Genomic DNA, 21,472 nt, shown 5'->3' on the forward strand with positions numbered 1-21,472 from the left:
GGAGTGGAATCACGATACGGCAGGTATCCGTTCATGTTGCCTCCCGGATCTGGTTGATTCGCCCGAAATGGGCGATTACGACAACAGCTATCCCCGTGCCCGCGATCGATAAACACAGGCGTCAACCTCGACGGCGAGCGCCAATCATCCCGGATTCCCGGCATGTGCGGACCGGATGGCCCGACCAGTCCCATCGGCTATTCTTCCGCCAAAGTTTCGTGCAAGAGAATAGGCATACCGGTATGCCCCGTGAAGATTGATTTCCCGCAAAAGTAATGCGGGGCCTTCCGATACGGATCCCGGGGCCAACGGGGTTCTCGCATCGGGACACCGGGCACGACCAACGGGTCGCCGAGGTCATCGCGAGCCCCGCGGGCCCCGCGGGCTCCCTCGGCGATGGTGGTGCGGTTGACCGGCCTTGACACGCCGACCGCGTAGCCGCGCATGGCCGCGCATGGCCGCGCGTACGGGTGGGGCCGTGGCTCCACGGACTCCGCATCAATCCTCTCCGAACATCACATCTCAGACATGGTTTGATATTTCTTGATCTCCCAGATCGGCTCGGGACGTTTGTGTCACCCGGTCGCCACGGCCGGTTTGTGTCGCCCGGCTGCCGCGCTCAGGGGTGGGGCCGCAGCTTCTCGGGTGGCCCGGCCGCCCTGGCGCGGATGGGCGGCGGTGTGACGGGCTTGGCAAAACAGTCACCCCTGCACCGCCAAGGTTATCCGACTGCATCTATTTACCACTTTAAAAGCCTTTGTCAAGATGTTGATCGTACGGTAAATGCATGAAATATCGAATATGTCCCCCCGATTAAGGCGCAGAGGAGCGTCCGGTGAAAATCCCCCCGATCACCTCAGGAGCCCCACGATCCATCGGTCGTCTGGCAGTGGCGCTGGGAGCCGCCCTCGCCGTGGTCACGATGAGCGTCGCCCAGGCCACCGCCGACCGCGTTGAGGGAGCCTTCACCCGGGCCGTCGAGCCGACCGGCAAGGCCCCGGGCGGTTTCGCCTCCTGGAAGGACCTGCTGGCCACCCAGGAGAGGCTGGTGAAGGCCGCCGACCGCGTCACCGCCGCCGTCGAGACGCGGGACGACACCGGGTTCGCCGGCATCATCGCGGCGCCGGAGAACCGCGAGCTGCGCGTCTACTGGAAGGGAGACACCCCCGGGCACATCAGCGACCTGGTCGGCCGACTGCGCCGGGACGTCCCGGTCAGCGTCCTGCCCGCGGCCCACTCGGCCCGCGAGCTGGAGAGCGAGACGAACCGCCTCGTCCGCACCTTGGGCGATGCGATCACCTCGATCGCGCCGAACGCCGACGGCTCGGGCCTCACGCTCTCGGTCGCCGGCCACGGCCCGACCCTCTCGAAGATCGTCGACTCGGCGGTGCCGGTCACCGTGGAGGCCGGGGTCACGCCGGCACCGGCCAGCCGCTGGAACGACGCCGCGCCCTGGCTGGGCGGCGCCGCCTGGCGCAACGCCGGCACCGGCCGTGCCTGCTCGACAGGCTTCGCCGTCACCCTCGGCGGGGCGAGCTGGATGCTGTCCGCGGCCCACTGCGGCAGCGTCGGGCAGACGGCCACCGACCCGACCGGCCAGGTGATCGGCCCGATCGCCTACGCCAACACCAGCCGCGACGTGATGCTGATCCGCGCCGGCACTTCCGGCCGCGTCTACAACAACGACCCCGGCACCGTATCGCCGGAGTTCAGCAATCCGGTCGTCGGCACCTCCGCCTCCTACCCGGGCATGTGGCTCTGCACCTCCGGCGCCTCCTCGGGCACCATCTGCCTTTGCCAGGTGAAGATGACCAATGTCACGATCCCCCATGCCGAGGGCGTGTTCCACGGCATGGCCCTCCTTGAGAATTCGACGCGCAAGAACGCGGCCGGCCAGGGTGACAGCGGCGGCCCGGTGGAGACCCCCGAACCGTCCAGCACCACCCGGCAGTACGCGGTGGGGGTCATCTCCCTCATCGACACCAGCGCTCGGGTGCCTTGCACCGGCTACGTGGTCAGCGGCCGTATCTGCTCCTGGCGGCTGTACTACTCGCCGTGGAGCAACGCCACCGCCGCCTTCCCGGGAATCGCCGTCGGGACCGGCTGACGAACCGATCGGGCCGATCACCGAGGCGCCGCTGTCACCCCGATCGTGATCACCGCGCGGCGCGTTCCCCCGCCCTGTCGTGGCGATGGAACAGGTGGGCGGACTCCGATGACCTTGAGCGCGCGATGGCCGTGTCCCATGCCTCGACGCCCTCAGGACGTCAGTAGCTGAAGGTGGTCGCGCCCTCGTCGCCGATCCACTGCCACATGGGGACGGTGCCGCCCAGCTCCGCCCCCTCGATGAGTCGCTGCCTGTCGAGCGCGCGGGCCTCGAAGCAGATCGGACAGACCAGGTAGTGTCCGCCCGCCTTGGCGTACCGGGCCACGAGGTCGCTCAGCGGAGGGCAGCCCTCACACGCGACGGCGATGGCGACGCCGTCCAGCGCCAGCCGGGCCGCTTCCTTGGTGAGGAACATGAGCGTGGGACGGCCCTGCTCGGCCGCGCCGACCGCGACCAGGAACGCCACGGTGACCCGCTCCGGGTCCTCAAGCCCGGTGGTCAAACTGACGACGGCTTTTCCGGCCATGGTTCTCTCCTCGGTATTTCGTCGATAGAGCACGTGGACTTCCTCGGACGACGCGGCGCCCGAGGGTGAGGGAGCGTGTGATGGATCACCGGCCGTGACACCGGCGAGCCGCCGACCCGGCGCCCGCCGTCACCCGGCCCTAGAGGGAGGCGGCCTCGACGCCGGATGCCCCGAGGACCGCCCGGATACCGGGGTGCAGCCCGTCGAAGACCGGGTCCGGGACGGCGCCGACCGCGGACAGGACGCCGCTGAAGAAGCGGCGCAGGCAGACGGCGAGCACGATCTGGAAGATGTCGACATCGGCCAGCCCGTGCCCGCGCAGGATCTCGGCGTCCGCCTCGGTCACCGTGACGGGATCGGCGGCGACACGTTCGGCGAAGTCCATGACCGCCACGTCCACCGGAGCCAACCCCGCGTCGTGGCGGTCGGTCACGATCGCCCGCAGCGCCGCGTCGTCGTAGAACCGCTCACGCAGCACGGCCGCGTGGGCGAGACCGCAGTACGTGGAGCCGAGACGGCGGGCGGCCGTCAGGGTGACCAGTTCGTAGCGGCGCGGGTCCATGCCGGCCCTGACCGCCTCCCCCAATCGCTGCCAGGCATCGTGGACGTCAGGCCGCAGCGCCAGCACCCTGAGGTGGTTGGGCACGTACCCCAGGGCGGCCCGCTCGCTCTGGTAGAGGGGTGATTCGGCGGGCGTGCTGAGATAGGTCACGATCTCCCCTTACGGCGGCGTCTCCGCACAGAACGGTATGACCCTCGCGACGGTCCGCGATTGGGGAGATCTCCCTAATTTGCGGGATTACGGACCAGGTCCAGCCGGTACGCCGCGGCGGCCGCCTGGCCCCGGCTGGCCACACCGAGCTTGCCCAGCACCGCGGAGATGTGGTGGTCGACGGTCTTGACCGACAACGACAGCCGCCCGGCCATCTCGGCGTTGGACAGCCCCTCGACCAGTAGCGCGAGCACCTCCACCTGGCGCGGCGTCAGGCCGGCGGCGTTGGCGGCCGTCGCCCGGCGGGGGCCGCGCGGCACCCGGGTGAATCCGCGCCTTCTCAGCTCGGCCCGTAACCTCTCCGCCGCCCGAGTGGCCCCCAGCCCGTCCAGGGCCCGCAACGCCTCGGTCGCCGCGCCCTGGTCACCGCCCGCCAGCGCCTCGACGCGCGCGTATCCGGCACCGCGCCGGACCCACTCCGCGGCCGCGCCCGCCCAGTCACCGTCGATCATCATCTGGTACGGCCGCGCCACCGCACCCGGGATCCCGGTCCCGTCGGCCCGCCGCAGCCGGTAGGCCAGTTCCCCGACGTAAACCGGGTGGCTCACCGTCATGGCCAGGTCCAGGCCGCGCCGAGCCTCCTCGGCGGCACGCCCGGCATCGCCGCGCCACAGGAAGTACTCCGAGCGGGCAGCCGCCACCGGACAGACCCGCTGCACCTCACCGGTGCGTTCGGCCTGGCGGGCGGCCTCGTCCAGCGTGGCCGACGCCTCGGGCTCGCCGCGAGCGGCCTGGATCCGGCCCCGCGCCACCAGCGCGGGAACCACGGCGACCCCGGCCCTGACCGGCCGGTCCAGCGCCGCGTCCGCGTCGGCCAGCGCGCCGGTCCAGTCACAGCGGGCCAGCCGCAGCCCCGCCCGCACCCCGAGCAGGTACTGGACGTAGCCGTCGAGGTCCTGCTCGGTGGCGTAGGCCAGCGCCCGCTCGACCGCCGGGACGGCGGCTTCGTACTCGGCCAGCTCGACCAGCGAGGTGGCCAGGTTGACCAGCGCCCGGGCGGCGTGATCGGCCAGCCCGAGAGATGAGGCCCGCTCGTGCGCCTCTCGCAGCACCGCGGCCGCGCCGTCGTCACCGTCCATCAGCCGGGCGCTGCTCACGTTGATCACAGCGTGTACGGAGGTCTCCACATCCCCCAGCCGGTCGGCCAGGGTCCGCGCCCGCTCCCCCCACGTGACCGCGGTCTCCCGCTCGCCCGCCAGCATGTGCAGCTGCGACCGGTTGCTGTAGGCCATGGCCAACTGCCGGCCCGGCGGCTCGGCCTCAAGGACCGTCACCGCCCGGGCGGCCGCCTCCCGGGCCTGCCCCGCGTCTCCCGCCCACCACGCCAGCCGGGAGATCCAGCGCAGGTTCTCCCCGACCTGGCCGGGTTGCCGCAGATCCTCCCGTACGGCCAGCGCCGCCCACCGGGCCCGCAGTCCCTCCTCGGCCAGCCCCGCCAGGTACGCCTGGAACGCGTACGCCTCCAGCAGCCCGGCCCGCGGCGGGGCCGGCAGCCGGTCGGCGTGCACGGCCGCGGCCCGGTAGTGTGCCGTCGCCTCCCGGTGCGCGCCCTGCCGGGCCGCGCCCGCGCCTGCCACCTGGCCGTACCGCAGGACCGCGGCCTCGTCCCCCGCGTGTAGCGCGTGGTGGACCAGACGTCCGGGGTCGACCCCGGCGGTCCCCGCCAGCACGCCCAGCACCCGCCGGTGCAGGGCGGCACGGCGCGCGGGCGACATCGCGTCCTCCACCGCGCCGCGCAGCAGCTCGTGACGGAACGACACGCCGTCACCGGACGGCACGAGCACCCCGGCGTCGACACACATGTCGACCAGGTCCGGCGCCCCCGCCACGACGGCGGCGTCGGCGCGAGTCGGGATCACCGCCACCAGCTGGGCCAGTTCCCGGGCGGGCCGCGGCAGTGCCCGCATCCGGTCCAGGACGAGATCCTGCACGGCGGCGGGCACCGCCCGGCCCTCGGCCTTGAACAGCTCGGTCACCAGCAACGGATTGCCGCCGGTCAACCGGTGGACCGGCTCCGGATCCCGCCCTGCCCGGCGCGCCTGCTCCGTCACACACTCCGGCGACAGCGGCGCCAACGACACGCGTCGCACGATGGCACTGGGCAGAGCCGCCAGGGCGCCCCGCAGCGGGTGCTCGGCGCCCACCTCGTCGTCACGGTAGGTCACCACGAACAGGGCCGGCATCCTGCCGATCCGTCGGCCCGACCAGACCAGCCAGTCGAGCGTGGCCTCGTCGGCCCAGTGCGCGTCCTCCACCACGACGACCGGACGCGGCCGCTGCGGCGGGCCGGAAAGCTCGTCCAGGAAGGCCGCGAAGACCTCCTCCCGCGCGGCGCCGGCGCTCAACCGATCGGCCAGGACGCCTCCGGCCTGGCGTCCGATGTCGTGCAGGGGGCCCAGCGCCCGCGGGGTGATCAACCGGTCGCAGCCGCCCCAGAGCACCCATGCCGCCGACCCGCATCGCCGGGCGAACTCGGTCACGAGCGCGGACTTGCCGATGCCCGCCTCGCCGGCCACCACCGCCACACGACCGCCGCGGGCGCTCTCGCGCAGAAGGTCGCCGAGGAGATCCAGCGTCGCGGAACGCTCCCACAGCTCCATCCATACGATGCTAAACCGTTCTCTGATTTTCGGCGTTCGTCAGTGAGGGCCCGCGATGTCAGCGTTCGTCAGTGAGGGGCGGCGAGGAGGGAGGGCGCCGAACGGCGGAGGCGTCAGCGGGATCGCTGGTCACCTCCGCCGGTTCGCCCTTCGAACGCGACGCGTGTCACACCTTCACGGGAGGGTCAGAAGGAGTCGCGGTGGTAGTTGCCCCAGTCGAAGTCGCCGGAGCGGCCTTCGCCGATGCGGACGCGGAAGCCGTCGAAGCCGCCCTTGGCGCTGTAGCTGAACTTCCACTCGTGGTGACCGCCGGTGTTGAAGCGACGGTTGTGCCAGCCGCGGTCGTCGTGGTAGTAGAAGTCGATGAAGGTGTTCTCCCGGTCGCGGTCACGGTCCCAGGTGTTGATGTCGAAGTAGTAGCGGCCCTCGGAGTAGTACCAGTAGCCCTTGTAGTAGGAGCGCTCGCCGCGCGACTCACCGCGGCCGAAGCTGGAGTAGCCGGAGAACCAGTGCTTGGTGTACTGCGCCTGGGCGACCGAGGCCGTACCGGCGGTGGTCGCGGTGGCGGCCTGGGCGGGGGCGGCGACGACACCGGCCGCCAGAGCGCCGGCCAGGGCCGTGCCGACAAGGACGCTGCGAAGCTTACGCATGAGGGATTTCCTTTGAGCGAGGGTGTTCGGGAAGAACCCGTGTGACCTGCGCCCGGTGCGCTTTTTCGGTGCTGCGCTCCGGACAGCACTGACATTAGGCAGAAGGAAAGTCCCGTTCTGCGTACAAACACACACTTAATGCCGAGCGTGCACTACGACACACATACGGGCAGGATCTCCCCTCCCGGCGCGGCACCCCGCCACAACCAGGCGACCTCCGGCGAAGTGCCTCCCTACCGGTGATCGGGGTGTCCTGCCCGCCGGCGGTTGCCGTGGCGGACGATGGCCGGCCATTCCTCACGGGCCGTAGCCGCCTTGATTTTGCCGACGAGTGGCAGCAGCCGTCTGCCGGTGAGCTCGGACGGCACTCGGGGGCGCCGGCTCGGTTCCGGGTTGCAGACTCATATTTCCATCTGGCAATATGAGCACGTGAGCGCCTACGCAGCCCTGGCCGAGCCGCACCGCAGGCAGATTCTCGACCTGCTGCGCGATGGTGAGCGGCCCGTCGGAGAGCTGGTGAAACGCCTTGATCTCAGCCAGCCCGGCGTGTCCAAACACCTCAAGGTATTACGCGAGGCCGGGCTCGTCGTGGTGCGCACGGATGGCAAGCAGCGTGTGTACGCGCTGCGCCCGGAACCTCTTGCCGAGGTCGACCAGTGGCTGGAGCCCTACCGCGCGTTCTGGTCGAGGCGCCTCGATGCTCTGGAACAACACCTGGAGGAGAACCCATGATTCACGGAACCCTGGAAACGATCGACGGTCGCCCGGCACTGCGCTTCGAGCGCACGCTCGCCTACCCGATCGAGCGTGTGTGGCGAGCTGTCAGCGTGCCGGCAGAGCTCGAGCGCTGGTTCCCCGCGGCCGCCGACTGGACACCGGCGACGGGTGAGACCTTCGAGGCCGGCGGCGCGACCGGCGAGGTGATCGAGGTCGATCCGCCCCACCGCCTGGCTTGGACCTACGCCGGCCAGCTGTACAGCTTCGATCTGGCCGCTCACGGAGACGGCTGCCACCTGGTCTTCACCCACGTCCTCGACGACCGCGGCCTCGCCGCGCAGACCGCCAGCGGCTGGGATGCCTACCTCTCGCGGCTCGAACCTCATCTCGCCGGCGAGCCCCTCTCCGAAGAGGAGGCACACGGATCGTGGGAGGAAACTCACGAACGCTACGCCGAGCGCTTCGGGGTCGACCCGACGCCGGGCCGGCGCTTCGCGGCGGCTCTGCGTGGAGACAACGGCAACGCCTGAGTCACCGCGCTACCGTCACCCGAATCGCTCCACCGGCGAGCGGCGGAAACGGAAAGGCCACCATGGCACAGGCACCGCATGCGGAGACGCACCTCCCCGCGGGGGCACTCCGCGTCGGAGCGGTCCTGGCAGCCTCCGGACCGGTCATACTGAAAACCTCCAGGATCAGCGCGGCCGAGTTCGGCGTGACTGGTCGACGGTAGCGGCTCGTATGCCGATCTTTCGTCGCAGGCGGAGGCAATGGACATAGACACCGTTGATCGGCTGCACATTCTGATGCGCGCTCTCACGGCGCGCGCAGATCTTGATCCCCGCCTGCCCGTCGCCGTCGGTGACCTGCACGTGGCAGCGACGATCGATGTCAGGTGGGCCTGGCCTCGCCCGGCCGCGACACTCATCGTCGACCGGACCACAGCCGAACAATGGCCACAGGATGCGCTGGCCGGTCTGGTCGCCCACCAACTCGGCTACATCGCGCTGGGACACCTCGGTTTTGATGTGTACGTCTTGCATGCCGCCCAGCACGTCCTGCCGGTAGCGGCCGCGGCGATGGCCGTATGGGGACTGATCGAGTTCACGATGCTGCCGGTACTGCTCCCCGTCGGGGCCGGCCTGCTGATGGCCTACCATGCCGCGCTGTGGATCTTGCGTCGCCGGGTGTACGCGTCCGATCGGTTCGCGGTCGATCTGGTTGGCGCCGCCCCGGTGCGGGCCATGCTACGTCTGCAACGTGGGGGCGGGGGAGCGCGAAATGCCATCCGCGAGCATTGGGCGCCGCAGACTCATCCCACGATTGAGCAGCGTCTGCGCGCCCGACCGGTCCGCTCATGACAACGCATCGCGAAGCAGATGATCCGCAGAACCTGGATTGAACCACTCCGAACTGCCGGTATTTCCCCACATGATCATCAAGCGAAGTCGCCGGCAGGATCCCCATCCAAACGGCATCGGCCGCCGGCCCCAGCGAGATCAAGCGCATCCGAAGATGACATCCAGCCATTCAGATGAAGAACCAGGGACCAGCCAGGAGCACGGCGGGCGATCCAAGCCAGACTCGGCGCCTCGGACTTAGGGCCTGTACGGACTTGAGATCAGAAAGATTCGCCTGCGCGCTGGTTTCCAGTCCCGTAGGCGGCTGGGCCTCACCGGCCGGCACCGCGAGGTCGCCGAGGCCACCCGACGGCTGGACAAGGACGACCGCGTCCCGCTCGCCCTGTGGTGGCTGGAGGAGACCGGCGAAGCAGGAGACGGGCCGGGCGCGGGACGGACGACAAAACGTTCCGAGCTTCTCCGAAGTTTTCGTTATCCACTCGCGGCCTGCGGGTCTCCTTATGTGACGGCGCGTGCGAGCGCCGCCAGACGTCCCCTCCGCGACTTCCCAACAGGACAAGGACTTCATTCACTATGAGCTCAACCGCCCCGCGCGGCATCCGAGCCGGACGCGCGTCCGTCGTACGCCAGGTCCGCCGCCTGTCGCTGGCCGGTGTTCTCGTCGGCCTCCTGGGCACCTCCGTGGTGAGCGTCACCTCCCCGGCCGCCGCCGCGGCCGAGGTACCCCTCTCGCAGGGCCGTACCGCCATCGCCTCCTCGGCGGAGCGCGGTGACCTGTCGGCCGCCGCCGCCTTCGACGGCAAGACCAGCACCCGCTGGGGCAGCAAGTTCAGCGACCCGCAGTGGCTCGCGGTCGACCTCGGCAAGTCCACCGCCATCAAGAAGATCGTCATCAACTGGGAGAACGCCTACGCCACGGCGTTCCAGATCCAGACCGCCACCGGCGGTAACGGCCCCTGGAAGACGGTGCACAGCACCACGGCGGGCAAGGGCGGCGTCCAGACCATCAACGTGTCGGCCACCGGCCGGTTCGTGCGGCTGTACGCGACCAAGCGGTCCAGCCAGTACGGCGTCTCGCTGTGGGAGTTCCAGGTCTTCGGCACCGGCTCGGGCACCTCGACCCCGACCCCGACCCCGAAACCGTCCTCCACCCCGACCTCGACGCCCAAGCCGAGCTCGACGCCCAGCGCGACCCCGACCACTACCGCGCCTGCCGGTGGTTGGGTGCCGGTGAACCAGGCCGCGTGGAAGAAGGCCCTGGACGCCTACGAGAAGGTCGCGCCCCAGGCGGTCCCCGCGGGAATCGTGAGAGTCCCCGAGTTCCACACCAACTGCTCGGTGGCCAACGAGGCCAAGGACGACCCGGTCGTGCTGCCCGGCCTGTCCGGCGCCTCCCACCTGCACACCTTCTTCGGCCCGAAGGTGACGGCGGACACCACGACGGAAGACCTGCTCGCGAGTCCCACGAACTGCGACGCGCCTGGGGATCACAGCGCCTACTGGGCGCCGACCCTGCTGCGTAACGGTAAGCCGGTCCCGATGAAGAACTTCCGCGTGTACTACGGCTCCCGGCTCAAGGACCCGTCGCAGGTCGTGCCGTTCCCGCCGGGTCTGGTCGCGGTGCAGGGCGACGCGAAGCGGCAGGTGGCGACGCCGAAGGGTGCCAGCGGCCAGTTCTGGTGCGCCGGCAGCGCGGAGACCGGACGTAGCGCCGACGGCAACTGGCCCGTCTGCGCACAGGGCGGCAACCTGATCTACCAGCTGTCGTTCCAGGACTGCTGGGACGGCAAGCACATCGATTCGCCCGACCACAAGTCGCACATGGGGCCGGCCAAGGATGGCCAGTGCTCCGGCGCCTATCCGGTCGCGGTCCCCAACATCTCGCTCATGCTCGGCTACGACTCCCTCGGCGGTGACGGCCTGGCGCTGTCGTCGGGCCTGGCGTCCTCGATTCACGGGGACTTCATGAACGCGTGGAAGCCGGAGACGCTCGGCGCGCTCGTGAAGGTCTGCATCAACGCGAAGGCCAAGTGCGGCACCACGCCGGGCTGGGGCCGCTGACCGATCCCCTTCACCACCTCGCATGACATGCCGTGCCGGTGATCCCGCGTTTCGCGGGGCCACCGGCACGGTGCGCGTAGCCCTGATCGATCAATGAGCGTGTGGTTCGTTTGCCACATCACACTCGGCCCGATTCCTCTGTGGTTCAGCGAGTCTCCATGCGGAAGGACTCTCCGCTCACGGTCTGAGACCGAGCACCTCCAAAACGGCCGGCCGGGCCGGGTTCGCCACCGCGGCCGTCGCCGCGGTCGCGCTCCTCCTCTTCACCCGGCGCCCGGACAGGGACGAACGAAGCGAACCGATCGACCGGGAATCGACGTCTATGAACTATGAAGCTTTCCACTTCGATCGGTCTCGGCCTCGCGGCGGCCGGCGTGTGCGTGGCGACGCTGGTGATCTCGGGACCGATCAGCGGGTCGTCGCCCGTACCGGCCACCTGCCCGCAGCGCTGGGACAGCGAGAACATCGGCGGCTGGGTACCCGCCGCCGCCGACATCAACGGTGTGGAGGAGTCACTCGTCCCCGGCTCGCCGGTGAAGGCCCTCATCTGCGCCTACCCCGGAAGGGACAACGCGCATCCGGGTGGTGAGCGGCTGGCCGGTTCGCGAACGCTGACGGACCAGGCGGCGGCGATGGCCCGTGACCTCGCCTACCTCCCGGTGGCCGACGCCGAGGTAGGCCGTATGTGCACGGCGATGGGGGGACCGATGACCAATTACCTCATCCGGTTCGCCTACCCCGACGGCCGCGCCCTGTGGGTGGGCAGCGCCGAGGAGGTCAACCGCTGCGTGCGGACCACCAACGGCACCGCCGGCAGCAACTCGTACGTCGGGCCCGCCATCACCACCGCCTACAAGGACGGAACCTGGCGGCCCGTACCGCCGGAGGACCCCTGCAGGGGTCCCGGCGACCGCCGGGGCCAGGACGAGCTGCTGGTTCCGGGGCGGCCTGGCCGCCTCACCGTGTGCAGGGACGCCACGTACTCAAGGCCGCCCTACCGCAAACGGCACAACAGGGACATCGCCCGTGCCCTGGCCGCGACACTGAACTCCTTGGACACCGTGCCGAGCGAGAACACCTGCCAAGGGCTCGGAGCCACCAGCGAACGCGGCATCCGGCTCATATTCGGCTATCCGCAGGGACCCGCCGCCGCGGTGACGATCTCGATGAACTGCGCCCCCGCCATCAACAACGGCCTGCTCCAGGCCGACCTGGACGACCCCGTCCGCGACCAGATCCTCCGCCTCGCCCCATCGTGACGATGGAACAGGCAGGCGGACTCCGATGAAGCCCTGTCCTCAGATCAGGACAGGGCGTCAACGCCGTTGAACAGCGATCCCGGATCGGCCCGCAAGGTGGTGAACATCCGGGCGGCAGAGGATCACCTCAGTACGACGTCTACCCCCTTCTCCTCGAAGACGGTGTGGATGACATCGAAATAGGTCGAGCCGGCACCCGCTCCCTCGAACGAGAAGGCGAGAGATTCCCGAGCAACGTGCGCATGGTGCCAGAGCAGCGTGAAAGGCGCCTCCGCCCCGAAATGCCCACATAGACAGTCGTCCAGCGCGTCGAGGTTCCAGCCGAAGTAGCCCCCGGGCCCGTTGATCGCTTCCCCGATCGCCAGGTAGAAGCTCGCTTTGTCGGTGACGTGCGTTCCGTCGAGATCGTAGGTGCGTCCCGATGGGCGATCGGGGTGTCCTGTCCGCCAGCGGTTGTTGTGGAAGACGATGGTCAGCCACTCTTCTCTGTCCGCCCCCGCGTAGCCGGCCCACTGATTGATCCGGTCGGGCCTGGCCGTACGCCAACGCTCCCAGACATGCCGCGTACGAGAGGAGGGGACGTAATCCCCACAGCGGGCGACCAGGTCCACCCGTTCACGGCCGAGCGGTGAGGGCCGCCAGTCGATGATCTCGCCCATCCAGAACTCCGCGAGCGGATTCCCGTCCGTATCAAGCATCCGGAGCGCACCCGGCCCCAGCGGATTCCTCCGGCGGTGACGCTTGGACCCGCTGAGGTAGTCACGCATCCGCTGGGAGGGAAGGCAACCCAGGATTTCGACGTTCACAGGTTCGTCGTCCTCCGGCGCCTCGACGAAGGCGCCTTCGGCATCAAGGCAGGAGCCACAGATTTGCTCATCCGCGTCGATCAGGAGGAATTTCGGCTGGACATCATCCACGTGTCTCACGCTCACCGGTAATCGGATGACATTGCTGTCACCGAAGATCAAAAAGCCCTGAACGATATTGCTCAGCCGCTGTGGTCAGGGGCAGGGTCGAGCCGCCGGCCTTCCGTTTTTCGAGCGGAGCAATCCCTCTGCTCGGGTGCCGGAGAGCGTGGCCAGAGGGTGGAAGGTCGCCGGAGTGTGTTTGAGGTGACCGACGTTGTCGCCAGGGTTGTCGTCAAGCGCGACCGCGCGGCCGGCACACAGGTTGAATTCGTCGAGTCGGTCACGGGTTCGCCCGACTGTCGCGGTCTCGGCTGGACTCTCCCACTGTGGGAGGCCTCATGCTACTCCCAGCGGTCCCCAGATGTTGATCATGAAGATATCAGGGAGGGGGGCGGTGTGACCGTTCGCCGCGTCAGCCTGAGGAGAGCGACGCATGACCATCGTGAAGGACATCGAGACCCGCGGCATGTGCCACTGCGAGACGACGGCGCTGGGGGTGCTGTTGCGGCATGAGGGACTTGATCTGTCCGAGCCCATGCTGTTCGGGCTGGGCTCGGGCCTGTCCTTCATCTATTGGGACAGCAAGGGCATGGCGTTTCCCTTTCTCGGAGGCCGCGTCAAGCCTTTCGAGCTCACCAGGAACCTGGCCGCCAGGCTGGGACTGACGTTGATGGCCGAGGAGACCACCTCACCGCGCAAGGCGTGGGAGAACGTGGCCGCCTCCATCGACGCCGGTCGGCCGGTCGGCCTTCAGCTCGACTGCTACCACCTGGACTATTTCCGCTCCAAGGTGCACTTCGGCGGTCATGTCGTCGCCATGTACGGCTACGACGAGCACGACGCCTACCTTGTGGACACCGACCAGCAGGGAGGAGCGGTGCGCACCAGCCGGGCCGGCCTCGCCATGGCACGCGCCGAACGCGGCCCGATGACCGCCAGGAACCGATCCTTCACCATCACCCTGCCGGCTCACCCGCTTTCTTGGCAGGACCAGATCATCCCCGCCGTCAAAGACTGCGCCGACGCCTTCCTCGCCGCTCCCATCGCGAACCTGGGCCACCGCGGCATCGAGAAGGCCGGCAAACAGGTGCCCGGATGGCTGCTACGCGCCGGCGAGCCGCAGCAGGACCTGCCGCAGGCCGCTCTCCTCATGGAGAAGGGCGGCACCGGCGGCGCCCTGTTTCGCGCCCTCTATCGCGACTTCCTCGACGAGTGCACCCGGCTGATCGACGACGGCAACCTCCGCGCCGGTCACAAGCTGTACGCCGAGGCCGCCCTCCTGTGGACGGACGTGTCCATCCTGATCGCGAAGGCTGGAGAGAGCGGCGACGCGGGGTACCTCGAACAGGCCGGCGTCATCCTCCACGATCTTTCGCGCATCGAGAAGGACGCCATGCAGGTGCTGCGTCAGTTGTAGCCCAAAGGGAAGCCGACTGTACGGGTGCGGCCTGAGCAGCACTGGCGCCGGCAAGCTCCGAATCGTGTGAACATCCCGGGGCGACACATCGGCGTCGCCGCTCAGCGATCAACGTTGGAGCAGTCCTATCCCACCGAGACGGCACGCCGTGGTACTCATCGTCGACGGAGCCGTCCCAGGCGGCGGGCGATTCCCGATCTCCGCCACACCTGCGTGACCCTGCTGCTCAACCTCGGCGCCCCGCCCCGGGTCGTCGGCGGCATCGCCGGCCACAGCGACATCGAAGTGACCATGACCGTCTACGCCCACATCTCCCCCGACGACAAACGCAACACCCTGGGAAAGCTCGGAGACGCCCTCGGTCGAAGCATCTCTATGCACATCCAAGCGCCCGCGTGATTAAACCCGGGCGCTTCTATTGATTGCCCGGTTACGTACGCTGCCACCTGGCCCGGTCAGGGAGCAGAGGGCTGCGGACGGCTGGCGCCGTGCGCTAGCGGTGGCCGCCGTTGTCGTCAGCCCCGCCTCCCGTAGCCGGTGGCGGAGGCTCGAAGCGTTCAAAGGCACCGCGGGGTCAACACCACCAGCTCAGGCCGGCCGCGGAAGTGCTCACGAATACTTCGTAGTCATCGCCGGCATCGCACCCATAGTTCAGCGCGAAGAAAGCGACGGGAACGAGCAGAACACCGCCCCACACACAAGCAGCCACGATCACCGCGATCGTCGAACGCTTCATGAGCGGGTTCTACTTCGCGGTGCTGACGTCGATGACTCCGATGACGTTGGACACAGGGACGGTGCCGTCAACCCCCGTGCGATGGTGGTTACGCGAGTCAAGAGAGACATCGCGATTGTCGCCTTGGACCCAGATACGCCCCTCCGGGACGACTATCGGCTCGAAGGTGAGATTCGAAGCCCGCTCGTTGGTCACATATGGTTCATCCACCGGCTTGCCGTCAATGACCATCCGATGCTGCGGGTCGCAGCAACTGACCGTATTTCCTGGAACGCCGATGATTCGCTTGATAATGTAGCCGCCACTTCCGCCCCACGACTTCGGAGGCAGAAAGGCGATGACGTCACCCGTCTTAGGTGTGTACGTCCCGTCGGTCACCGTGCCGGTGACCACGTCACCCTGCTTGAGCGTAGGCATCATGGCTTCGCTCGATTCGCGGTAGGACTCCCTTCCGGTCATCTTGGAAATTAATGGCTCAGGTATGACCGAGCAGGCGGAAACTCCTGCGACCACAAACGGAACGATCAGAATATATAGTCCACGAAACACCACCACAGCATTATCCGGGCTGGACATCACTCCGATGACTCGCCTCTCGTTACGATCTTGTAGCAAGATATCTGAGCTTGTTCCGCTTTGGCGAACACCCTTGGCGTGATGGTCAGGCAGCCTGGGCGGCCTTATAGACGTCGGGGCTAACGTAGCCGAGGCCGATCTCAACCTGGAACGTCGGAACCCGTTGTCGTCAAGCACAACGAAAAGCGCCCCGGCCGTGATCGGCTCGGGGCGTTTGTGCTGCTCAGCCACTGCGGTCAGGGACGGGGTCGAACCACCGACCTTCCGCTTTCAGGCGGAGCGATCCCCCTGCTCCGCTCGACCGGCACGAGGTCAGAAAGCTGCGGACGGCTGGCGCCGTGCGCTAGCGGTGGCCGCCGTTGTCGTCAGCCCCGCCTCCCGTAGCCGGCGGCGGAGGCTCGAAGCGTTCAAAGGCTCCGCGGGGTCAACACCACCAGCTCAGGCCGGCCGCGGAAGTGCTCACGAGTACTTCGTAGTCATCGCCGTACCCCTCTCCCGCCGCATCCACAAACTGCACAAAGAGTTCGATGTTCCTTCCTTCGACGGACTTGGTGAAGCAGTGCACCCCTTCACCGTCATCCTCCGGAGGGGGCGTCCACCCGTTCTTGAGCGCGATGTCTCGGTAGAAGGGCAGCACGTCGGCTCGCGCGCCCGAGGGACGGTAGGTCTGCGAGACGGTCGTGATCCGGTCGTCCTCATCGCAAGAACTGCTGCGTTCCTCCTGCGGTGTCGCGCTCGCCGGACGAACATCGAGGATGCCGAGAGAGGCGACAAGCCGGTCATCACCGGCATCGCACCCATAGTTCAGCGCGAAGAAGGCGACGGGAACGAGCAGAACACCGCCCCACACACAAGCAGCCACGATCACCGCGATCGTCGAACGCTTCATGATCAGCAGCCTAGTGCGCCGGCACATTCACCCGACAGGAACGCTGCAGCCGTCTCTGGATGTAGCACGGTCGTGGCTCCACTTATAACCACTTCATCATGAGTGAACGGCGCCACCCAGGTCGGCGGACTCACGGCCTGGTCGGACAGTAGATGTGGGCTGGTGGCGCGTGACCGTGCAAGGCGGTGTTGCCGTACAAGCCGCTGCACATCGTTCGGCGTGACCGGTCGGCGGCGGCGGCTCGTATGCCGATCTCTCATCGTGGGCGGAGGCAATCACCCATGACAGGGGAGCGAGTGCCGAAGCCGGCGCCTCCCCTCGATGCGGTACCCAGGGGCGCCGGAGGCGCGGCATATTGGGCATGGACAAAGTTTCCATGTCCGGATACACCCACTATGTGGATGACAAAGATTCTCAACTCCCCAGTAAAGCCAGCCGTCGTACCTTTCTCTCCATCTCCGCGACCGCGGCGGTAACCGCAGGAGTGACCCTCGACGGAGGCCCAGCGGCGGCAGCGGGCTCGGCTCGCCCAGCCGGTCCCGGTCGGCCTGTCACCAAGCAGCACCCCGACGCCGAACTGCGCGCCCTGCTACGGAACATCGACGAGCGACGCATCGAGGCCACCATCCGCAAGCTCGTGAGCTTCGGCACGAGGCACACCCTCTCCACCCAGGACGATCCGAACCGCGGTATCGGCGCCGCCCGCGACTGGATCTTTGCCGAGATGAAGAAGTACGCCGCGGCGTCCGGTGGGCACATGACCGTCGAGCTGCAGTCCTACATCCAGCAGCCTGCCTCCCGGATCCCCACCGCCACCCTCATCACCAACGTCGTCGCCACCCTGCGCGGCTCCGTCACCCCTGACCGGATATACGTGGTGTCAGGCCACTACGACTCACGGGTCACCGACGTCATGAACGCCACAGCGGACGCGCCGGGCGCCAACGACGACGCCTCCGGCGTGGCCGTCGCCATAGAACTCGCCCGCGTCATGGCCACCCGCCGCCCCAAGGCCACCATCGTCTTCGCGGCCGTCGCGGGGGAGGAGCAAAACCTGTACGGCGCGAGGTACATGGCTGGGCAGTACAAGGCTGCGGCCGCCGATGTGCAGGCGATGTTCACCAACGACATCGTCGGCAGCAGCACCGCCGACGACGGCACCCGCGATCCCCGTACCGTCCGGCTCTTCGCCGAGGGCGTGCCCACTGCCGAGACCCCCGCTCAGGCGAACACCCGCCGCTCGGTCGGCGGCGAGAACGACTCCCCCGCCCGCCAGCTCGCCCGCTTCGTCACGAACGTCGCTGACAACGATGCCACCGGGATGAACATCCGGATCATCTACCGCCGTGACCGTTACCTGCGCGGCGGAGACCACATCGGCTTCCTCGAACAGGGCTATCCCGCCGCTCGCTTCACCGAACCCAACGAAAACTTCGACCACCAGCACCAGGACGTACGCGTCGAGAACGGCAAACAATTCGGCGACCTCCCCGAATTCTGCGACTTCACCTACATCGCTCGCGTCGCCCGCGTCAACGCCGCAACCCTCTGGTCACTCGCCCAGGCTCCCGGCACGCCCAAGGACGTCAAGATCCGCACCAACCAGCTCACCAACGACACCGACCTCGTCTGGACCCGCGGCACCGAACCCGACCTTGCCGGCTACGAAATCGTCTGGCGCGAGACCACCAGCCCCGACTGGACCCACGTCATCCCGGTCGGCGACGTCGCCGAAGTGCGCATCGACCTGTCCAAGGACAACGTCTTCTTCGGTGTACAGGCCGTCGACAGAGCCGGGCACCGCAGCCCCGCCGGCTTCCCCGTGCCTTCCTGACCCGGCGAAGGCAGGGCACTTCACAGCACGCCCCTCTCATCCTGAGAAAACCCTTTTCCTCCAAATGACGGCGAAAAACGCCAGGGAAACCAGGAGACTCACTCCCACAGAGATCGGCACCGCTTTATAGATCGGCCAACGTCCCGCCGAACCGGGAGCGTTTCGCGTTCGGCGCCAAAGGCCCCACATGCGATTTCGCGTTGACCGCGTTGTCGTCAAACACAACGAAGAACGCCCCGGCCGTAACCGGCTCGGGGCGTTTGTGCTGCTCAGCTGCTGTGGCCAGGGGCGGGGCCGAACCGCCGACCTTCCGCTTTCAAGCGGAGCGATCACCCCGGTCAGGTAGCGGAGACCGTGATCAGAGGGTGGTGGACGATAGCCGAAGTGAGTCTGTGTGGGTGGGGACGTTGCTGTCACCGCTCCGCTGAGACCTGCCAGATCGTTCCGGCCTGTTGGACCATGCCCTCATGTCGGTGACCGAGCTCGCCGACGTGACGAAGAACAAGGATCGTGGCATCACGTCCGAGGAAGGGCTGTACGAGTTCTGAACCGAGGAGGGGCCCACGTCTACCTTCACGACACCGGCTTCAGGCGCCTGACCTATGAGCCCGGCAGGCCGCCGACGTTGGAGCCGGAGTTCGTCCACGACCCGCGGTGGACTCCACGGTGCTGTACGGCGCCGCCACGGTCGCGACGGTTCACAGCGCCGGCCCCTCCGGCGGACGGGTGCTCGGGTGCTCGGGTGCTCGCTACAGGCATCGCCATCCTGTACTGCGCGCGATGCTGCCGGTGTTCGCCTTCCAGGGGTCTCTTAAAAACTTCCTGTACATCGCCTCGCCGTACTAACGATCTGTCGTTCGCCTCGCGGCATAGACCTGCCGCCACTGCTCGGCCGCCTGGATCATGTGGTGACCGACGTGCTCGAAGAACTCGCCCACGTCCTGCAGCCGGGTGCCGGCGGGTGTGGTGGCGCCGAGGGTCTGGGCTCCCTGGCGGGCGAAATCGGCCAGCATGGTGTTCTGTCTGGCGCTGGCCAGCCAGCCGCGGAACCAGGCGTCGTCGTCGATGACGTACCGGTCGCGCCGCCGGCGGGGGTCGCGTTCCCGCCGGATCAGTTCCTGCTGTTCGAGTTCGCCGATGGCCTTGGAGATGGAGGCGGGACTGACCTGGAGGCGCTGGACGAGCTCGGCGGCGGTAAGGCTGCCGCTGTCGGTGAGGTACAGGCAGGTGAGCACCCGGGCGGTCATGCGCGGTAGCCCCGTTCCGATCATCATCGCGGTGAACTGTTCCTCCAGTTCGTGGACCGCCTCGGGGTCGCGCCCGTGTGCGTCGGTGGCGGCCGGTGGCGCCGGGGCCGGGGTCGGCCTGCGTCGGCGAGCACGGCCTTCGGTCGCCTGGTGTGCCCGGTCGGCCTGGTAGCCGCCGGCTCCACCATTGCGGATCACCTCCCGGCTGATGGTCGAGATCGGCCGGTCCAGGCGCATGGCGATCTCGGTGTAGGTGAGTCCTTCGGCCAGTCCCTCGGCGATGTGCCGGCGGTCCTGGTAGGTCAGCCTGCCTCCCGGCATCGGGTGTTCGCCTCCTGTCGCTCTGTCATCCCAGTTCGCTTGGTGCGTCCGTGGGGCGGATGGACAGTATTGCGTTCGCGAGCACATCATTGCAAGAAGCGGTGATCCGTATTGCGTTCGATCGCAGATTCATTGCAAATCTCGTCGCTTTCACCTGCATAAATAGAAAAAATCCGAGATTACATTTGACATTTTTGTGAACGCAAATTAGCTTTTCCACTGTGCCGAACAAGCACTATCGCGAGTGAGACAGTCGGTGTCGCGCTGATGTCCCTCGCCTGAAAGGAATCGACATGACCAAGTCCCTCCCCGCTACCGCAGGGCTGCTCATCGCCGCAGTGACGGTGGCAGAGGCCGCGATGGCGGCCCCCGCCGCGTCGGCGGCGCCTGCTCCCGGTCATGCCGAGGTTCAGCGTGCTCTTGATCACGCCGTGGCCGGCGGCACTCCCGGCATCGTCGCCGAGATCCGCGATGGCAACGGCAAGTGGTTCGGCTCGGCGGGCGTGGCCGACACCGAGACCGGCCGCGAGCGCCGGCAACACGAGCGGTTCCGCATCGGGAGCGCCACCAAGGCGTTCACGGCCACCGTGGTCCTGCGACTGGCGGCCGAACACAAGCTGAGCCTCGACGACACGGTGGACAAGTGGCTGCCCGGCCTGGTCAAGGGCAATGGCTACGACGGCCGTGAGATCACCATCCGGCAGTTGCTCAACCACACCAGCGGGATCTTCAACTACGGCAATGACAAGGAGTTCTTCGCCACGGGACAGGGAGCCGCGTGGTTCGAGCACCGCTACGACACCTACACCCCCGAGCAACTGGTGAAGATCGCCCTGGCCAACCCGCCCTACTTCGAGCCGGGCGAGGGCTTCGGTTACTCCAACACCAACTACTTCCTGGCCGCGATGATCGTCGAAAAGGCCACGGGCAGGACGTATGGCGAGGAGCTCACCCGGCAGATCTTCCGTCCGCTGGGGTTGACCGGGACATACCTTCCGGGCGGCGAGGCGAAGATCCGCGGGGCGCACCCCGTGCATTACTCCACGCTGTTCTCCCCCGACGCCAACCCCAAGATCTACGACGCGACCGAGATGAACCAGTCCTTCTCCTGGGCGGCCGGCGGCATCGTCTCGACCACCTCCGATCTCAACCGGTTCTTCGGCGCGCTGCTGGGCGGACGCCTGCTGCCGCCCGCCCAGCAGCGGGAGATGTTCGCCACCGTCGCGACCCAGAACTGGATTCCCGACACCCGGTACGGCCTCGGCGTCTTCTCGCAGAAGCTGTCATGCGGCGTCACGCTCTGGGGCAACGCCGGCGCGACCTACGGTTCGTGGGCGTACGCCATGGGGTCCCGTGACGGCAAGCACATGGTCACCAGCCAGGTCAACGGTGACTGGAGCGGCTTGAGCGTCTTCAACGACGTGCTCGCGGCGGAGTTCTGCCCAGCCGAGTCCTGAGAACTCCTACCGGCACGCGGCGGTCCACAGGAAA

General features: G+C 67.8%; 20 protein-coding genes. 11 read left to right on the forward strand and 9 right to left on the reverse strand.

From position 1 onward, the window contains the following. Positions 1 to 835: 835 nt before the first annotated feature. Complete coding sequence (locus tag ACSDR0_RS36080) at positions 836 to 2,107, forward strand: hypothetical protein (RefSeq protein ID WP_435293428.1); 1,272 nt, start codon at positions 836 to 838, stop codon at positions 2,105 to 2,107. A 160-nt stretch (positions 2,108 to 2,267) separates the two neighbouring features. On the opposite strand, the gene ACSDR0_RS36085 is transcribed toward ACSDR0_RS36080, so the two are convergent. The 4 genes from ACSDR0_RS36085 to ACSDR0_RS36100 all read right to left on the reverse strand — a co-directional run bounded on the left by ACSDR0_RS36085 (position 2,268) and on the right by ACSDR0_RS36100 (position 6,655). Then, entirely contained in the window at positions 2,268 to 2,633 is a 366-nt protein-coding gene (locus ACSDR0_RS36085; protein WP_435293429.1) for a hypothetical protein, read from the reverse strand. Between the two features lie 139 nt (positions 2,634 to 2,772). Then, positions 2,773 to 3,345, reverse strand: a complete 573-nt coding sequence (locus ACSDR0_RS36090) for a carboxymuconolactone decarboxylase family protein (protein WP_435293430.1) — start codon at positions 3,343 to 3,345, stop codon at positions 2,773 to 2,775. A gap of 74 nt (positions 3,346 to 3,419) precedes the next feature. Next, positions 3,420 to 6,005, reverse strand: a complete 2,586-nt coding sequence (locus ACSDR0_RS36095) for an ATP-binding protein (RefSeq protein ID WP_435293431.1) — start codon at positions 6,003 to 6,005, stop codon at positions 3,420 to 3,422. 185 nt (positions 6,006 to 6,190) lie between these two features. Then, on the reverse strand, positions 6,191 to 6,655 hold the full coding sequence (locus ACSDR0_RS36100) for a hypothetical protein (RefSeq protein WP_435293432.1): 465 nt from the start codon (positions 6,653 to 6,655) through the stop codon (positions 6,191 to 6,193). Between the two features lie 429 nt (positions 6,656 to 7,084). On the opposite strand from ACSDR0_RS36100, the gene ACSDR0_RS36105 reads away from it, so the two are divergent. From ACSDR0_RS36105 to ACSDR0_RS36125, 5 genes are all read left to right on the forward strand, one after another. Next, entirely contained in the window at positions 7,085 to 7,387 is a 303-nt protein-coding gene (locus tag ACSDR0_RS36105; protein WP_435293433.1) for an ArsR/SmtB family transcription factor, read from the forward strand. After that, positions 7,384 to 7,902, forward strand: coding sequence for an SRPBCC domain-containing protein (locus ACSDR0_RS36110; protein ID WP_435293434.1), 519 nt, complete (start codon positions 7,384 to 7,386; stop codon positions 7,900 to 7,902). Before ACSDR0_RS36105 ends, ACSDR0_RS36110 begins: the two co-directional genes overlap by 4 nt. 240 nt (positions 7,903 to 8,142) lie before the next feature. Next, on the forward strand, positions 8,143 to 8,733 hold the full coding sequence (locus ACSDR0_RS36115) for a M48 family metalloprotease (RefSeq protein WP_435293435.1): 591 nt from the start codon (positions 8,143 to 8,145) through the stop codon (positions 8,731 to 8,733). A gap of 573 nt (positions 8,734 to 9,306) precedes the next feature. Further along, positions 9,307 to 10,794 (forward strand): DUF1996 domain-containing protein, encoded by a 1,488-nt coding sequence (locus ACSDR0_RS36120; RefSeq protein WP_435293436.1) that lies wholly within the window; start codon positions 9,307 to 9,309, stop codon positions 10,792 to 10,794. Positions 10,795 to 11,123: 329 nt separating this feature from the next. After that, positions 11,124 to 12,053 (forward strand): hypothetical protein, encoded by a 930-nt coding sequence (locus tag ACSDR0_RS36125; RefSeq protein WP_435293437.1) that lies wholly within the window; start codon positions 11,124 to 11,126, stop codon positions 12,051 to 12,053. 122 nt (positions 12,054 to 12,175) lie between these two features. Here ACSDR0_RS36125 and ACSDR0_RS36130 read toward each other — a convergent pair whose 3' ends face one another. Then, entirely contained in the window at positions 12,176 to 12,970 is a 795-nt protein-coding gene (locus ACSDR0_RS36130; protein WP_435293438.1) for a barstar family protein, read from the reverse strand. A 424-nt stretch (positions 12,971 to 13,394) separates the two neighbouring features. On the opposite strand from ACSDR0_RS36130, the gene ACSDR0_RS36135 reads away from it, so the two are divergent. Both ACSDR0_RS36135 and ACSDR0_RS36140 read left to right on the forward strand, forming a co-directional pair. Then, positions 13,395 to 14,378, forward strand: a complete 984-nt coding sequence (locus ACSDR0_RS36135; protein WP_435293439.1) for a BtrH N-terminal domain-containing protein — start codon at positions 13,395 to 13,397, stop codon at positions 14,376 to 14,378. A 66-nt stretch (positions 14,379 to 14,444) separates the two neighbouring features. Continuing rightward, positions 14,445 to 14,777: a tyrosine-type recombinase/integrase gene (locus ACSDR0_RS36140; protein WP_435293440.1), complete on the forward strand. Its 333-nt coding sequence runs from the start codon at positions 14,445 to 14,447 to the stop codon at positions 14,775 to 14,777. Positions 14,778 to 14,952: 175 nt separating this feature from the next. Here the strand turns inward: ACSDR0_RS36140 and ACSDR0_RS36145 are convergent, their stop codons facing one another. The 3 genes from ACSDR0_RS36145 to ACSDR0_RS36155 form a co-directional block, all read right to left on the reverse strand. Next, positions 14,953 to 15,114 carry a hypothetical protein gene (locus ACSDR0_RS36145; protein ID WP_435293441.1) on the reverse strand — a complete coding sequence of 54 codons (162 nt, stop codon included), beginning with the start codon at positions 15,112 to 15,114 and terminating at the stop codon, positions 14,953 to 14,955. Between the two features lie 9 nt (positions 15,115 to 15,123). Continuing rightward, entirely contained in the window at positions 15,124 to 15,690 is a 567-nt protein-coding gene (gene lepB, locus ACSDR0_RS36150) for a signal peptidase I (RefSeq protein WP_435293442.1), read from the reverse strand. 424 nt (positions 15,691 to 16,114) lie between these two features. After that, the gene (locus ACSDR0_RS36155; RefSeq protein ID WP_435293443.1) at positions 16,115 to 16,579 is read right to left on the reverse strand and encodes a hypothetical protein; all 465 of its coding nucleotides are present in this window, start codon (positions 16,577 to 16,579) and stop codon (positions 16,115 to 16,117) included. A 484-nt stretch (positions 16,580 to 17,063) separates the two neighbouring features. Between ACSDR0_RS36155 and ACSDR0_RS36160 the strand changes: the two genes are divergently transcribed. Further along, on the forward strand, positions 17,064 to 18,413 hold the full coding sequence (locus tag ACSDR0_RS36160) for a M20/M25/M40 family metallo-hydrolase (RefSeq protein WP_435293444.1): 1,350 nt from the start codon (positions 17,064 to 17,066) through the stop codon (positions 18,411 to 18,413). A gap of 654 nt (positions 18,414 to 19,067) precedes the next feature. Continuing rightward, complete coding sequence (locus ACSDR0_RS36165) at positions 19,068 to 19,259, forward strand: hypothetical protein (RefSeq protein WP_435293445.1); 192 nt, start codon at positions 19,068 to 19,070, stop codon at positions 19,257 to 19,259. Here the strand turns inward: ACSDR0_RS36165 and ACSDR0_RS36170 are convergent. Further along, positions 19,256 to 19,981, reverse strand: coding sequence for a MarR family transcriptional regulator (locus ACSDR0_RS36170; RefSeq protein ID WP_435293446.1), 726 nt, complete (start codon positions 19,979 to 19,981; stop codon positions 19,256 to 19,258). The genes ACSDR0_RS36165 and ACSDR0_RS36170 overlap by 4 nt on opposite strands. A gap of 293 nt (positions 19,982 to 20,274) precedes the next feature. Between ACSDR0_RS36170 and ACSDR0_RS36175 the strand changes: the two genes are divergently transcribed. Then, on the forward strand, positions 20,275 to 21,438 hold the full coding sequence (locus tag ACSDR0_RS36175) for a serine hydrolase domain-containing protein (RefSeq protein WP_435293447.1): 1,164 nt from the start codon (positions 20,275 to 20,277) through the stop codon (positions 21,436 to 21,438). Positions 21,439 to 21,472 lie beyond the last annotated feature (34 nt).

Source organism: Streptosporangium sp. G11 (assembly GCF_051192615.1).
GTDB lineage: Bacteria > Actinomycetota > Actinomycetes > Streptosporangiales > Streptosporangiaceae > Streptosporangium.